The sequence below is a fragment of the Paenibacillus sp. NPDC056933 genome (assembly GCF_042674385.1).
Taxonomy (GTDB): domain Bacteria; phylum Bacillota; class Bacilli; order Paenibacillales; family Paenibacillaceae; genus Paenibacillus.
In genome coordinates this window covers 2943593-2959792 of sequence record NZ_JBHUQN010000001.1, presented here as the reverse complement: position 1 = coordinate 2959792, position 16200 = coordinate 2943593, and the positions used below count along the sequence as shown (strand labels likewise).

Below are 16200 nucleotides of genomic sequence, written 5' to 3'. Positions count from 1 at the left end.
CCTATATTCTAACAAAAGAGCAGCCTGCTGGCAGGCTGCTACTTGAATACAACTTGCATCCTTCCTGTCTCCCGATCCACTATTTATTTTGATATTTTCAATCAAAGAAGGTAATTTTTTATTTAAGATGCCTAAGTAAGCGCTCCAAGGTCCAACGTCTTCCCGGTATCTTTCCGCCATCACTCGAACAATTTGCGAGATATGCGTCAGATCATGTACAACCCACGCGGAGAGCAGCTCGCTTATTCGAACGACACCGAATTCCGGATGCAAACCGTTCTGCTCCAGATCAAAGTTTTTCTTCGCGATCAGCCTGACATAAGCCAGGCTATCCATTCGAATGTCATGGAACTCGGATAATGCTTCTTCTACCGTTCTTTTCGATTGGCGATTCAAATGAGAGAAGCGGTCAAACGCGGTGAAGGATATTTTCTCCCCATGAGCAACAATGGTTTTTAATCGTGTGACCCAGTTCCATTTTTCTGCTTCTATGAGGTGTTCAATGACTTCGACCGGAGTCCAGGTTCCTTCCCCTTCATTGTTACATAGCCACCCCTCCGTTAGACCGGATAAGAGACATTCCAATGTTTTGGGTGTACGTTCCAACATATCCAGGGCTTCATAAATATTAAAATTCATAAGCAGTCTCCTTTTCGGGTTCGCTTCAGTTGAATATGTTCTGTCCATTTCGGCAATCAATACTAGTTCTTCGTTTCAAACGTGTTATCCTTTGCGCCGGGCTGTACGTTCGATGCCATCAGCAACAATCTGAAAAAGTTGCGGTGGCAGATCATGTCCCATGCCTTCAAGCAACATGAGCTCTGCACCAGAGATGACTTTCGCTGTATCTTCGCCACATGCTGGGACAAACATCGGGTCGTCCATTCCATGGATAATTAATGCTGGAACTTTTACTTTTGCCAAATGCGTACGACGGTCGCCAGAAACTGCAATTGCTGCAATTTGTCGCCCAACACTGCCCGGATCATAAGCTCGCTGGACTTCCTCTCGAATGAGTGAACGATACTCGTCCTCTTCGAACGGATAGCCGGTGCCGGCAATGCGTTTGGCAAAAGCCAAGCTATGAGCTAAATACCCTGCCTCATCCTCCATCGGATTCGGTGCAGGCCGAGTCATCAACGCCATGACTTCCGGAGATGTTGGTGGAAGCTCGGGGTTTCCTGTTGTTGACATGATGGAAGTAAGGGACAGAACCCGTTCAGGGTATCTGCTGGCTGCAAGCTGGGCGATCATGCCGCCCATGGAGCGGCCAACAAAATGTGCCTTTTTTATCTCAAGAGCGTCTAGCAGTCCAATTGCATCGTCAGACATATCATCGAGTGTATATGGAATATCCGGGCGCTGTCCCAACATTAGTGTTTTTGCGAGTGCTTCAAAATCCAACGTAGCGTAGTGGTTAAAGTGTGTGGATAGACCGGTATCCCGATTGTCAAAGCGAATGACTCTAAATCCACGCGCCGCCAACATTTCACATAATGGAACGGTCCAACGGATCATCTGCGTTCCAAGCCCGGCGATCAGAAGAACGGTTTCGTCAGTTTCGTTGCCATAGCTGTCATATGCGAGATCAATGCCGTTTACTTTCAGAATATTCATTGTTGTTTTCTCCTTCATTTAAATGACTTTAGGAAGCTCTGTAACGGGTAGCAGGCGAGAATCTTCAATGGCCGCAGTCCGATGTCCAATACCTGCCAGGTATGCTTTATGATTCGAAAAAGCAAGAAACGACTGCATGCTGCTCTTACGAATCAACATGACAAGATCCCAATTTTCGTCTTCGGGGCCAATTAGATATTCCCCACCATTGCCCATAAAAACGATCTCCCCCTCACTTTCATGTAAAAACGGAAGCGTGTGTTTAATATATCGGTCGAAAGCTTCCGCCCCACTGATCGGTTCATTAGGAGTTAACTCAGGGTGAGATGTGTAGTCTGCAATATCACGAAAACGCAGCAGATTTAACATGAATATACTCCCCTCAATGTTTCGTCGTACAAACTTCATGCCAGTGTTTTGAGTCGGTTCAATGTAACGAATCAATTCAGTCACGTTCATAACATTCCTTTCATTATTTTTTCTTCTATTGTCAACAGTTCTGACGTTGCTCTTAGGTCTCTTCCTTTATAAATGCATTCTCGGCTAATGTTTTGATATGGTCTCTGATATCGGGTGCCCAGTTGTCAATCAATTGGTGGAAACGATCCTGATTCCCAGCATACAGTGCTCTCAAGGCCTCTTCGTGCTGAGGGAAATCGCCCGCCATTGCTGTCATAAAATGATAACTTGCTTCTTGTGCCGCGCGAACCTTACTCTCATTTTTCCCGGAACGTCGAGCTTCATCGACCAGTTTTCGCAAAGTTACAGAGGCTCCTCCGGGTTGAGATTTAAGCCAATCCCAATGTCGAGGAAGCAAAGTAACCTCACCGGATACCACCCCCAGCTTGGGACGACCAACCCGACGTGTTGGTTGTTCACTTTCTGCTGCATCCGGTACATGTCCAGCCGAATTGCTTAACCGTTGAAGTACCTCGGCTGTTTTCCCACGGAAATCAATATCGATTGGTTTTCCGGTAAAATCATCAAAGATAAGCAATTGGGCGAATTCTTTATCATTCAGGGTATCCTTTACGATAGCAACAACGTGCTGTAAGGTACCTTCGGCAATGCGCTCTATCCCTACAAAGGCAGTACAGCTTATTTGAGTGGGTACAGTCCTCATGTTACACCTCTTTCTTTTCAGTTCTTCTCTGATAATTATACCCGGGTAAAAAAATAAGTCAATATTACCCGGGTATAATTGTTGGTGCATTAAATTCGTCACCCATTTAGATAAATATCTAATTGAAAATCTGTATATGTTCTTGTCCATTCCGGCAATCGGTACAAGTTCTTGTGCATCTAGTCCCCGAAGTACATCACTTCCCGCAGCCCTCCTGCCGCGAACTGCAATGGCGTCCACGAATAGATCCAATCTCGCGTCGTCTGTGGTTAAACATAAAACTAACCTGTATAAATTAACTCATTATAATACGGTTCCCATTCTCCTGTTACAAACCTAGCATTGACTGCTTTTTCTAGACTAACAGGTGACCAAGACTCCAATTCGGGAACATTTTCAATCTCCGAAGCACTGGGGTCTTCATTCACAACATCACCTTTATGATCCACCAACTTATATCCATCTTCAGTTTCCACTTTGTACAACGGAAATGTCATGCTTGGTACTGGCCCATTTCCAATCACATTCCAGATGCCATCTTCAATCCTAGAATTTACAGTCTGTATTAAGAAAATGATTGGTTTCGACGTGATTTCACTGACCTTTGGGTGTTCCATTGATACCAAATCATATACAATCATACAATCTGATATCCTTCCTTTAGAAACAACTTGTCCATAACAATAACGACCCTGATTAATTCTTATTGCGAAGACATCTCCTATCTTTGCCGTAACCTTTTTTGCCATTATTAGTCTCCCTCATTATTTCTTTTTAGGTGGGCTTATACCATATTCTTTCCACCTTTTGTTGGTTTGTGAATATTTTTTTGGTCATCTCATTCCTACCACCGCTCATTTTTTCTTCATTATAAACAAAAAAAGCCCTATAAGATGACCTTTTTCAAAGTGTCTATCTTATTAGGGTACATTTTATAATTGGTGATCCTTTCTTTTATATATGTGATTAAATGCATATACTGTCAGATCGTTTAAATCGATCTGACAGTATATTAAGAATGCGCTAAGTCTTAATCCATTGACATATACAAGTTCCTTTTCAACTATTTTCTTCTACCATTTTCTTATATTCAATTAACGCTTCAAGCTTATGCTTTCTGATCCAAGCCTCGTAAACGAACCCCATATTTTTGGCAGCTTCTTGAGCATAGGCTATTGGAGTTTCGCTAACTTCTCTATATCCGTAAAGTTCCGTTCCATTCCGTCAGGAACCTTGACAGCTATGATCGGCATACCTTTAAAGTCAAAGAACCCCTTTCTTGCTGGATAGACACATCGACTATTGCGCCTTTGATTTCTAACCACGAATGAAGTAAGGCGTGCATTAAGCATGCCAGTCCTGTTGAAATCAACACCAGGAATTAGCTTAACCATAGTTCTGACAAAACGGATATATTTTATTCAAACATATCTGTTACTGCACCTCTTGATGCAGAGGAAACTAGTCTAGCATATTTGGCTAGTACGCCAGAACTTACTTTAAGCGGAGGTTGCACCCATTCTTGCGCCCGAGCAGCCAACTCTTCTTCTGTCACTTGAACCATTATCTCCTGTATTTCGCTGTCAATGGTGATTATGTCCCCATTCCTCAGCAGAGAGATCGGTCCACCTACCTGTGCTTCGGGTGACACATGGCCGACTACAAATCCATGCGAGCCACCCGAGAACCTACCATCTGTTATAAGGGCAACTTCCCCGCCAAGACCTTTACCTACAATTAATGCGGTAACGGATAGCATCTCAGGCATACCTGGTCCGCCTTTGGGACCGCAATAGCGTATGACCAATACATCTCCTTGTTGAATTTCATTTTTCATAATAGCTTCCGTCGCTTCCTCTTCGCTGTCGTACACCTTTGTCGGACCGGAAAACTGCTGTTTCTTCATACCTGACATTTTGGCAACAGCGCCTTCAGGAGCGAGGTTACCTCTAAGCACAACCAATGGTCCATTTGGCTTAAGTGGTTTATCTAATGGGCGAATAATCTCTTGGTCATTTTGAAGTGGAGTTGCTTCGGCTAGGTTCTCTGCCAAGGTTTTTCCAGTGACTGTAAGACAATCACCATGAAGGAGTCCCTCAGCGAGCAATAACTTCATTACCCCCGGAATACCGCCAACTTCATTCAAATCCTGCATGACATATTGGCCGCTAGGCTTAAGATCTGCCAAATGTGGAACACGCAAGCGGATTCGCTCAAAATCGTCTAATGTTAAATCAACTTCTACCGAATGCGCAATGGCCAGCAAATGGAGGAACGCATTTGTTGAACCACCCAAAGCCATCACAACGGTAATCGCATTCTCAAACGCCTTCTTCGTCATAATGTCTCTTGGGTAGATTTCCTGTTCAAGTAGTGAAATGACCTGTTTACCTGCTGCTGCACATTCAGCTGCTTTATCAGTGGAAATGGCTGGCGTAGAAGAGGAACCGGGTAAACACATTCCCATTGCTTCTGCCGCTGCGGCCATAGTATTAGCGGTATACATACCCCCACAAGATCCTGGACCCGGGCAGACGCTGCATTCTACCTTATGAAGTTGTTCATCTGTCATTTTTCCATCATGATATTGGCCAACTGCTTCGAAGGCTGAAACGATATCAACATTTTTACCGTCGAGATTGCCAGGTTGAATCGTTCCGCCATATACGTAGACGGATGGAATATTCATCCGTCCGATTGCCATCAAACATGCAGGAGTGTTCTTGTCACATCCACCTATGGCTACGATGCCGTCAAAACGCTCGGCCCCGGCGACAATTTCAATAGAATCTGCAATAGCTTCCCTGCTCGGCAGCGAGAACAACATTCCTCCATGCCCCATCGAGATCCCATCTGAAACTGTAATCGTATTAAAAATTAGTGGAGCACCGCCATGGTTACGTGCACCTTGCTTGGCTTGAATAGCTAATTCATTTATGTGCATATTGCACGGGGTTACCTCACTCCAAGTACTAGCTACGCCAATCATTGGCTTTTTGAAATCCTCATCAGTAAAACCAACTGCACGCAGCATCGCTCTGTTCGGTACACGGTTAACACCTTCACTGATTACCTTGCTTCGAATACGAAGATCGTTTCCCTTTTCCATCTTTCCTTGCCCCCTCAGTTCAAAGTATTTCGTTCAGCTCCTGCATCGGACGGATGAAATTTTGTTTCATTAATACCTGAGCATAATCGCTATCCTTGCTCTCAAAAGCTTTAATAATGGAATCATGCTCTTCGACAGAAGCTTGTGTGGCAGTAATAGGCTGCTTTAAGAACACGTATTTAAATCGCCGAATGTGAATCTGAAGCGATGCACTGAATGTAGTCACATATGGATTATCTGAAAGCTCCACGATCTGGTTATGAAATTGTTCATCCGTCTCCATTGCTTGGTAAGGTTGACCACTCTTAATGGCACTTGCAAATTCTTGATTAATTGCTCTCAGTTGCTCTATCTGCTCTGGAACAATAATCTTAGCGGTAACCTCAGCTGCTAAGGCATGAAGAGCTGCCATAGTTGAATACATCTTAAAAATATCGTCTTTCTCGATTTCCGTTACTTTTGTTTCTTTTCCAGGATGCATGGAAACGAGACCTTGTACTTCGAGTAACTGAAATGCTTCCCGAACAGGTGTCCGGCTTACTCCAAGCCATTCCGCCAATTCAGCATCAATAAGCTTTTCACCTGGTTGTAGCGTACCATCTATAATCCATCGTTGAATCTGGGAAAATGTTCTTTCTTTTGCGGACATCCGGACAGGTGATGCAAAATCTTTAGGTATCGGCATTGTTATCATCCTTACTTTCAATTTCTTATATGCAATATATCGCATACATATATTGAATGCAACGTATAATTTATTTTTTTGTAGTTTCATTTAAATTAGATACATCCCTAGTCAGTAATGGGACGATGTTCTTGTCCCTCGACATTCCTGCAGCTCTGGTTTCGGTTCACTTTGCATAAGCGAAAATTGAAGATAAAGGTTATTCCATACCGTTATTATTATTACTTTGGTTGATTAAATGTTTTTTGCTTCGTCTTCTGTGATTGTCCCAATATCAAGCATTCGCCATTCATTGCTGAAGATATTTCATCGTGAACCTCAGTAATTTTATAATAAAGTTTTTAATAATCATTTTTCTACTTCCTCTCATATGGTTGATTTACTTAATACATGCGCTCTTATACTAATCTTGGCGTATACTGAGGAATTTATTTCTGCACCTGATTTATCGCCCATAAGTAATATCACTACTTGAAATAAGATAAAGAAATTTCTAAGCAATCTTTGATGAATGTATCAAAAGTAATGGTTTCTTGGTCCACCAGTTGGCATATCGCGACCGCAGTAAAAGCCAAGAGCACTGATTAAATCCAGTGACCTTGGCATTGTATAATAGGTAGTAGGCTTCCCTATTAATATTTAGTGTTGTTGTATTTCTATCTCCTTAAACACTCTTGCAGGATTACCCCCAACAATCATGTTGTCTGGAATATTCTTGGTTACCACTGAACCAGATCCAATCACGACGTTATTACCAATGGTTACACCTGGATTGATTACAGAGCTTCCGCCTATCCAAACATTATCTCCAATAGTTATTGGCTTTCCGTATTCAGGATCTATGTTTCGTTCGAATGGATCTAAAGGGGGGGGGGCCGTGTAGCAGGTCCAAGCAAACAGTGATTACCGATCCGCACTTCGCAGACATCCAGGATCGTACAATCAAAATTGGCATAGAAGTGTTCCCCAACTCCAGATGCTTTTGCCGGGTCTCTTGGGATCTAGGGCTGATGAACCGGGGGATTAAAACACTTGTTTGCTTTACTGTTTATGTTTCATGTACGCTTTTTTTATCCTGGAACGTGCTATCAAATTAAGTGTACACAGAAAAACATCATGATGTGCCGTTACCTACAACACCATTAGAAGTCAGACCTCGATGAGTTTTAAACCAAAAAATTGTGTGCTCCTTTGAAAATATTCTTCAACTTTTTCACCATATTTAAAAACAATGAAGCCCCGATAATCAGATCTCCAAAATAATAAGATTATTACTTCTTTTCATCTAACATCTCCCGATCCCTGAAACCTTTACCACGCGCATAGACACTATGCACCAGCTCGTCACGCAGCAAGTCACAGAGCTCATGAACACGCAACCCGACATGAAAAAGACGGTGAATACCAAATAATTGCTATCCCGTTTGCTATTGCTCCTCCGCACTTCACGCAAATAATAGCATTCTGTTCAGTTCTGGAATGCCATTTGGATTTGCGCCTCGCGGCTCGCGGCTTTCGTATCGGCTCAACCGAATTTGTCGGTATCATCCCTTTATTTTGCAATCATCGTAGAGATAGTCCTTTCTCATCTAAGTGCTTTAAGAGTGAATCGAACATTGGAGTCATTTGTTGGTCCCTCATTTTTTGGTTATAGAAGACGACGAAAAATGAGACCACCACTCCCACTTAGGTATTCATCTAATCGACAATGGGAACATGTTCTTGTCCCTCGACACGTTCCGATGGGCGAACTGAGTTCGTTTTACGTGTATCCTGTAACCCCTCTACACCCGCCTCACGATAGGAAGCACGCCAACGTTTCCCAGCAGAACGGATACGCTCCAGACCAATACATTTAACATCTAAGCCGGCTTCTTCAAAAATTTCACGGGGAGGTTTACCCTGTTCATTTTGCGCAATGAAATGGCGCATAAATTCATCGGTGTATGCAATCGCCTTTTCACTAACAGCGATTACATTTGAATTTGGTTTTAATTGTTCTTGTTCTTTCTTCGTCAGTAATCTTTTCGTCATAACATATCCGCTCCAACATCTTTTTTTCATTATAAACAAAATACCCTATAAGATGGACTTTTTCAAAGTGTCCATCTTATAGGGGACATTTTAAACAGGATCAAGGTCGGTTTCTTTTATTTTAGCTGCAAGAAAATATTATACAGAACCTGAGCAGCTTCTGCTCTGGTTGTCGTTCCGGCAGGACTCAAGATGGAATTGCTTCGCCCATTTATGAAACCCATTTTAACCATTGCAGCCATATCATCAGCTGCGTACTTCGCTACATATGCCGCATCTGTAAATCTCTTGAGATCCTCAGCTGTACTGGTCTGCTGGGTTTTTCCCATTGCCCGCAAGGCCCGCATGGTCAGCACAGTCAAATCTTGTCTAGCAATCTCCGTTTCCGGATAGAAGCTGCCGTTCGAGCCCAGGGCGATCCCGAGTGCTTTGGCGATTCCAATTTCCTCATAATAGAGATCTGTTCGCTCAATATCACTGAAGGTGGTGTCGAACTCCGTTTTAAGCTCCAGTGTCCTTACCAACCAGGCTAGATACTCACCTCTTGTGACCTTTTGGCCGGGACCAAAGCTTGTTGCTGATGTCCCGTCGATGAATCCTTTGGACGCCATTGTTTCAACCGCTGGTGCATACCACGAATCCTTGATGACATCATTGAAGTACTTTTTAGTATACACAACTGCATATTCACCTGTGTTTGCCGCTGGAAAAACCATGGCTTGTAAAGAACTATCGTATCTGGCATTCAGTAGCTGAACAAACTTACCATTTGCAGCCACATACGAAACTGTAAGGTATCTGGAATTGGCCAATTCTTCAACACCAGGAGCATAGGGCAGTCTGATCTCAGCCGGTGCATTCAGGGCTACCATTTCTACTCCATCCAATTTGACAGTTAATGCAATAACAGGTCTGTTGGCTGTTACGGATTTTACTTCTGAATCAAGCTTTGCAGTATCTAGCCGGCTCAGTGCCAGTTCCACACTCTTGGCACCTGATGCATAGTTCAGCATATTAGAAGGTACGGTAATGGTACCAAATTCCGTATTAATCTCTATCTTGATGTTGCCATGATCTGCGGTTAGTGCAGCTGCAGGAAGCTCAATTACATAGGAATTTGCTCCCTCTGCTTTCGGTATTTCCACCCTGAGCGTCTTAACATTGCTGCTGTCCGCTTGCGCATGCTCCAGAGCCTTATTAAGATCTTCCTGCCGGATGGGTGCTCCTTTAGCTATTCCGGTTTTGGTATCCGCCTTTGGTGCCACAATCTTGATCAAGTTCCCTTTGACTATTACGTTTTCAGGAGTCGGTGAAGGTGCTTTGACTGTCACAGGTGCATCCGTTGACACCGGTGTTTCCGTCGGATCTGGATTTTTGACCGGATTGCTGATGACGACTATAAGGGATTGGCTGGCATAATGAGTTGCCGTTTCTCTATATCTCACTTCGTAGATTCCGTTGCCAAGACCTGTAGCCTCTGTGCCTGTGATCGCATTCCAGTTGCCAGTGTCTCCTCCCTCTTGCCGGTATTCCATTGCAGGACTTACACCAGTTATCTTACCGTCCTTGGCCCCGGCTGCACTGACATTTACAGCCTTGACCTCTGCATTGGACGGCGGATTCTGCTCCTGCTTGGTTCCGTCAGGAACGACGATAAGGATAGCAGGACTTGGATTGCTCATATCTGTTCCGGCGTACCGGAGCTCATAGCTGCCGGCCTCCAGGCCTTCAATACTGGTTCCACTGACCGGCATGTATACACCGTGATCCACCTTCCGGTACTCCATATCGGCAGTCACATTTTCGATTCTGCCATCATTTCCGCCTGCCGCTGTAGGCGGTGTAATGACCAGTCCATCTGCTGTGGGTGCCTCTCTGCCTTCCTTGGCTTCATTGCGAATGTCTACGGTTACCGGCGGACTTGCCTTTAGGCTGTCTGTGGCTGCGTACCGGATCTGATAGCTGGCAGGCTCCAGATCGCTGATAATTGTACTTGTAACAGGTACGTAATCCTCTTCGCCCAGCTTCCGGTATTCCATCGTATCATTTAAACCCTCAATTTTGCCTTTTGTGTTGGTATCCGAATTGGCGTGTGAGATTACCCACCCACTCGCATCTGGTGCAGCCTGCTCCTGTGTCTGCCCAGCCGGTATAACTACTTCCTTATCCAGGCTAGCGCTCAGCGAATCGGTCTTCATATACCGGACATAATATTTACCGGCGGTGAGGCCTGTAACCTCAGTTCCTGCAATTGCAGTATATTCTTCTTCGCCTTCCTTCTTATACTCCATTTCGCTTGTAACACCAATCAGTTTGCCGTCATCTCCACGGAGAATGGACGGTGCCACCCCGGCCGGTGTTACTGGAGCTTCGCGATCAGGAATGGATCCGGCCTGGAGAACTTCCCATTCCCATAGGCCGACACCGTTATCGCCTGCCTGTGATTGCTTGGTCAGGGTCACCCGCAGTGCCTTTACATTCAGCACTGGATCAAACGTATACGGATTGGAGGATTCCGCCGGAGAATGTTCAACTACTTTGATTCCTTCCGTAACCGTTCCCGCTGTTACCCATTCATCGGTAGCACTATCCGCCGGGATGTAGGAATATACAATTTTGGTAGGCGGCTTGATCCCGCCGGCATCTGACCACAGCACGAGATTCGAACTCCGGATGGAGGCACCCTGCGGCCATTCATATTGCACCCACTCCTCTGCGCCTTCGTGACCCCAGGTTCCCCAATGCGCGATGTTGTTGCCAGCCTTCTTCCCGTCATTCACTGCCGCCAGGCTCTCCCAAGGGGAGGTGTAGCTGGATGAAGCATTTGCGAGGAAGGCCATATTGCCGTCTCTCGGACTGAGCAGACGCAAACCCATAAGCAGCTTTTCCAGCGCCAGGGTAATTTCTCCGTCTGTGGCATTCATATTCTTGATTACAGCAGAAGCTTCTGTCTTCGCCTCTTCAATTGGTCCAAGGCCAGGATCTGCAAAGTTCGAGGCATTTAATGTATTTACATAGTTATAGACCTTGATCAGTTCTGACTTATCTACCGCGCCGGTGTAGCCGTTTACCTTCCACTCCAGAATACCGCAGCCATTAACTGAAGGTTTCATGTCCATACGGACACCTGTAATATATGCGGGCTCAAAGGTAGTTGTATTATACTTATTTAGCTCATTGCCAAGTCCCTTAATGCCCCGCGGGGTGTACCATTTCCCATCTTGGCCGCGAAGCATTAGCTGCATATCCTTTGGACGGAAGTTCCCGCCGTTGTCCTGAAATACGTATACATCCATGGAAGAGGCCAGGAATGGCTGATCCCATTCATACGTCACCCATGCCGGATCTCCTTCTCTTCCCCAGTTATGCCATGCACTGTTGGTTGCACCGCGGTTCGGCGAGAAATCTGCCGAGCTCTTAGGTTCAATGCCGTTATTCATCGCTTCCGGATATCCGTCGCCACCAGAGAAGCTTGCCGCGGCTTTGGCTGTCAGCGCCGCATTCTGCAGCCCAGTATTCACGACATATACGGTAGCCCGAACCTCTAGTACACTGCCATTGACGCTTCCCTTGGCTTCAAATTGGCCTGTATTAGCATAGCTGACCGGATCAATAACATCCCAAGTGATTTCCTGCTCCTGATAGCCGTCCTCTGACAGAATATAGATTTGACTAGGAAGTTCTGGTTCAGTATTCTTCTTGGTCACTACACTGAGTGCCCGGTAAACATCCACTGTATCTTCCTTGATCTCAATGCTCACATCCTTGCTGGCCTTCTTGTCTCCGTCTGCCGCACTGAAGGTAAACGTGTAGGTGCCGGCCTTGCTTACACGCGCATAGGCAGCTGCTTTGTCACCATCCACAAAAGAAATATCCGCCGAACCTTCAGGCTTTTGCTTCACGGCCCAAGTGTATTCCAACTGGGGTTCTTCTGCCTCGCTATGCACAGGGTCAGGAATAGCCTCCCCGGACAATACCACGATACTGTTATTGGCAACATCCTGAACCGCAGTCACTTGGCCAATTGCTGGAGGTTGTTTATCAGGCGGTGAAGCCAGCTCGAAGGTTACCTGCCCGGAGCCAGTCAGTTGTCCATCATTTGCAATAAGCTTAACGGTATAAGAGCCTTCTTTGGTACCCGTAGCCTGTGTCATACTTGCTTTCGGATGATTAAAAGTTAGCTTGCCGCCTTCCGGGGCGCTGATCACTTCCCATTGATAGGACAGAGTCCCCTCCGGGGCGCCATCGTCGGTCACAATTCCATTCAGCATAAATGGAATCAACGCCTGCGGATGTTGTGTTGCCAGCTCTACATTCATTCGCGGAGCTTCATTTTCACCGCCTGCTGACCTTTCAATGGTCAATTCAGCACGCTGCACACTGCCCATCTGAAACATGGCAACGCCTTCATTGTTCTTAACATAGAACTGTCCAGCAGCTGCACCATTCAGCTTCATGGTATAGTAGCCATCCTCCATCCCCGCTCCATCGAATGAAATTCGTGAAGTATGCTCTTTCCCGGAAAGATTGAGGAGCTGGAGAGTAAAGCCCTTACCATCTTTTTGAATTTGCGCGTTTTCTATTTTATCGCTTTCCAGCTCCAAATAGATTTTCTCATCGATCAGATTGATCCGCTTGCCGAAACCGTCTTTCAGCGTAATGTTGTAGCTGTCTCCTTCATCAGTCACCAGCGCTCCATATCCAAACAGCCCGAATATGGGATCTGTAACAATATCGGAGCTAATGCTGAGTAAGGAACCATAGAGGCCTTCTTCTGATTCACCCGAAAAATCATTCCAGCCGTTACTCATGACGCGTGAGCCGCCATCGTATACGTCCTTCGTACCCGTGCCTCCCTTATACATCGAATATCTCCAAGAGGTGCTGCCAACTGAATTCGCCGAAATCTGTCCCATATTGACAGCGTTAAAATTCGAAATTTTCGCCGCATAATTGCGCTGCTGTGCAATTGCGGTCTGCTCCACCGATCTGCCATCATTCTCATACCTTAGCCAGTCATCCATAATGTATCCTGCTAAAGACGCAGTATATTGGAAATTCCACCAGCCTTCACCCCCGCGGAAGACGGGCACGGAATAATGGAACCAAGTAGGCTGTATCCCGCGCATGGCACGTGTTTTCCAATCGGCCATTTCCATACTTTTCTCAGCTGCGCCTGTAAGCGCGTCTGCAGGATAGTAAGTGCGCAGCGCCTTTGCTGCTGCATAAGCCCCTTCTTCGCCAGTATTATCATATTCAAATTCCGAGCCGTAAGGATACGTGGCTCTAGTCATATTGCGTCCCTTGTCGAGGGCGAAGTTCTTCTGCAGATTGGCTGACTCGGTCTGCATCCCCTCTTCTTTCAGCGCTTCAATCATATCCGGGACTTGCTGCTCGCCATAGAATCCGATGGCCCCGGTGGAAACACGCTTATAGTAGATGTTATAAGCTTTCTCCAGATAAAACTGAGGCGATTCCCGGTACTCGATCAGATTGGGATATGCCTTCTGAATTCGGTACATGTTGAAAAATCCGGTAGCTTCCATGATTTCGGAGAATGTACGTGTATAAGGCTTATCTTTGTCGGTGTACGCTCCAGAGTCTTTCAGCCAGTTCGCAACGATATAGCTATCCTGAGTATTCTTCATGTATCGTCCCCACATGAAGTCGATCAGGTATGTTTCAATTGAGCGAATTTCATCGGGGTTAGGGGCCAGATAGTTCTTCATCGTCATGAAGTTGATATTGTCATGGCTCCAGTCATCTCCCCAATGGTTTGTGTTGAGATCCATGCCGCTTGACAGGTACCAGTCGAAATAGTTACCGTAAGTCGGACTATCCGGGTTCTTATCCTGTGTTTGCTGGGCCATGAATTCGGAATGGGCATCCGAGATTGCATCCAGTTCGGCTAGAACATTGAATTCAAATTGAGTGAATTTATCCACCCATTCGTTGCCGTCTTTCAGCTTATAATCGATACGCACGCTGTTGTTGCCGATCGAATCAAACCGAAGTGAATAGATATGATGCTGTTCACCATTTACGATTTTGGTCTCCACAAACTCAACCGACTCGTTGTAGCCGGGGTTTCCGTCAGGCAGTCCACGTCCGGCCCGCGAGTTGTCAACCATTTCCTTTCTGCTCTTCCCAGGCTTGATATCCGGAATATGCGCTTCGTCAAACGGATCATTTTCCGCCACATTTTGAATATCGATGGACTGTACTTCAACGATACTGTCGTCATAGTGCAGGTCTAGCTTTACAGGCATATTGATCGCTGTCTGGAAGCCCGGCACCGCTACGGCATCAATCATGCCTGATTTATATAAGATGGACCGAAGATTGGCTTCGCGGTCTTCCATTGAGGTCGAACTGTTATTTGGGCTTTGGGCGCTTTCCTGCGGAGTATTGTCGCCTCCACGGACCGCTGAGAATTTGAACTTATACGTCTTGGACTCATCTGGTCCTAGGACGAGGCTGGAAGCATCGGTGAAGTATCCGCGTCCCGTTTTTTGGATTTCTTTGGAGTGGATATAGAGCACGTTCAGCCCCGGATACCAGCCGCCACTGTCCCCTGTCCAGTTCTTAAAGGTATCTGCAGCACGCCGCTCTCCAGCTTCATGCATCCAATAATCCACATACTCGATTCGAGCGCCGCTTTCCGGCACCGGGGTGAAGAGCATGAAGTTCCCCTCACCACTGGTGCGGATAGCATAGGAATAGCCGCTGTCAGCACCTGCGAAATTATGCACCGTCACACGGTCATCATAAGTATCGGATAAGGTCTGGTATTTGTTATTCCATGGCATCGGCAAACCGATATCCCCGAATTCAATATACTGACTGCTCTTGTTCTTCACTGTAATTTCCCACAGCATTGAACCATCATTGGTCTCCATATCGAAAACTGACTTCACATCAAAGCCCTTCATTACCCGCTGGTCCGTAGAGGCCAGGTTATGTCCGATAAAGTTGACTTCTACCTTCTTGCCGTCTGCTGATGCTGTCTTGTTAATATAGGGGTTATCAGGATTGATGGTCGAATATTGTGTAGATCCTCCGGCGGCCAATGTTTTATTGGTATCAACTTCTACAAAGCCGTCCCTGTTGTCAGGGAATTGTCCATCGGCACCCGTACGGTAAGAGAAGATCATTTCACCCATCCACTGGTGCTGGGTACCATTCTGCGGTGATGTAGTGTTAGGCAGGACGAAATTGATGGGCTCCCCCTGTTTATTGGTAGGATTGTTGTTAATGTAGAGCTCTTCTATCTGGCCTAAGTCGCCGACTTTGGCCGACAGGCTGGCATTGGAGATACCTGTCTTTACTGCAGCCGCCGCGACATCAGGCAAAGCGCTAATCTGCAACGGCAGACTTGGAAAAGCCAGTAGCAGCGCGATCATTAGCGGCTTCCACTTCTTCGAAATCATTGTCATTATAACCTCCTGTATACATGTGATCCTATCGATTAGGGGATTAATTCTCTTAAACCGGTAAGTAAAGTGCCCTCTACGAATGACCTTTGACCGATCAATAGAAAATGACGTTCATGCTTTCGGCTAAAGTAGAGCCTTGAAGTAAATTGTTAAGATAATCCGTGACTTCCTCGTACATGGAGCTTACACCATTTAG

General features: G+C 45.8%; 8 protein-coding genes and 2 pseudogenes. All 10 read right to left on the bottom strand.

Features of this window, described 5'->3' with window-relative positions:
• Positions 1-114: 114 nt before the first annotated feature.
• Positions 115-639 (bottom strand): annotated as a pseudogene (locus ACFTRD_RS13105) (DinB family protein); the annotation flags it as partial.
• 84 nt (positions 640-723) lie between these two features.
• Complete coding sequence (locus tag ACFTRD_RS13100; protein WP_379380436.1) at positions 724-1617, bottom strand: alpha/beta fold hydrolase; 894 nt, start codon at positions 1615-1617, stop codon at positions 724-726.
• Between the two features lie 18 nt (positions 1618-1635).
• A complete protein-coding gene (locus tag ACFTRD_RS13095) occupies positions 1636-1986 on the bottom strand; it encodes a DUF1330 domain-containing protein (RefSeq protein WP_379380434.1) in 351 nt (116 codons plus the stop codon).
• Positions 1987-2128: 142 nt separating this feature from the next.
• Entirely contained in the window at positions 2129-2740 is a 612-nt protein-coding gene (locus ACFTRD_RS13090; protein WP_379380432.1) for a DUF2239 family protein, read from the bottom strand.
• 281 nt (positions 2741-3021) lie between these two features.
• Positions 3022-3489 carry an Imm26 family immunity protein gene (locus ACFTRD_RS13085; RefSeq protein ID WP_379380430.1) on the bottom strand — a complete coding sequence of 156 codons (468 nt, stop codon included), beginning with the start codon at positions 3487-3489 and terminating at the stop codon, positions 3022-3024.
• A gap of 668 nt (positions 3490-4157) precedes the next feature.
• Positions 4158-5849: a dihydroxy-acid dehydratase gene (ilvD, locus tag ACFTRD_RS13080; RefSeq protein ID WP_379380428.1), complete on the bottom strand. Its 1692-nt coding sequence runs from the start codon at positions 5847-5849 to the stop codon at positions 4158-4160.
• Between the two features lie 19 nt (positions 5850-5868).
• Positions 5869-6534: a GntR family transcriptional regulator gene (locus ACFTRD_RS13075; RefSeq protein WP_379380426.1), complete on the bottom strand. Its 666-nt coding sequence runs from the start codon at positions 6532-6534 to the stop codon at positions 5869-5871.
• Between the two features lie 639 nt (positions 6535-7173).
• A pseudogene (locus tag ACFTRD_RS13070) lies at positions 7174-7505 on the bottom strand (sugar O-acetyltransferase); the annotation flags it as partial.
• Positions 7506-8232: 727 nt separating this feature from the next.
• Entirely contained in the window at positions 8233-8568 is a 336-nt protein-coding gene (locus ACFTRD_RS13065; RefSeq protein WP_379380424.1) for an HTH domain-containing protein, read from the bottom strand.
• 116 nt (positions 8569-8684) lie between these two features.
• Entirely contained in the window at positions 8685-16004 is a 7320-nt protein-coding gene (locus ACFTRD_RS13060; protein ID WP_379380422.1) for a DUF5695 domain-containing protein, read from the bottom strand.
• Positions 16005-16200 lie beyond the last annotated feature (196 nt).

Excerpts from the sequence above, each read along its gene's own strand:
- ACFTRD_RS13100 (WP_379380436.1), bottom strand. The coding sequence starts at position 1,617 with ATGAATATTCTGAAAGTAAACGGCATTGATCTCGCATATGACAGCTAT.
- ACFTRD_RS13095 (WP_379380434.1), bottom strand. The coding sequence starts at position 1,986 with ATGTTAAATCTGCTGCGTTTTCGTGATATTGCAGACTACACATCTCAC.
- ACFTRD_RS13090 (WP_379380432.1), bottom strand. The coding sequence starts at position 2,740 with ATGAGGACTGTACCCACTCAAATAAGCTGTACTGCCTTTGTAGGGATA.
- ACFTRD_RS13085 (WP_379380430.1), bottom strand. The coding sequence starts at position 3,489 with ATGGCAAAAAAGGTTACGGCAAAGATAGGAGATGTCTTCGCAATAAGA.
- ilvD (WP_379380428.1), bottom strand. The coding sequence starts at position 5,849 with ATGGAAAAGGGAAACGATCTTCGTATTCGAAGCAAGGTAATCAGTGAA.
- ACFTRD_RS13075 (WP_379380426.1), bottom strand. The coding sequence starts at position 6,534 with ATGCCGATACCTAAAGATTTTGCATCACCTGTCCGGATGTCCGCAAAA.
- ACFTRD_RS13065 (WP_379380424.1), bottom strand. The coding sequence starts at position 8,568 with ATGACGAAAAGATTACTGACGAAGAAAGAACAAGAACAATTAAAACCA.
- ACFTRD_RS13060 (WP_379380422.1), bottom strand. The coding sequence starts at position 16,004 with ATGACAATGATTTCGAAGAAGTGGAAGCCGCTAATGATCGCGCTGCTA.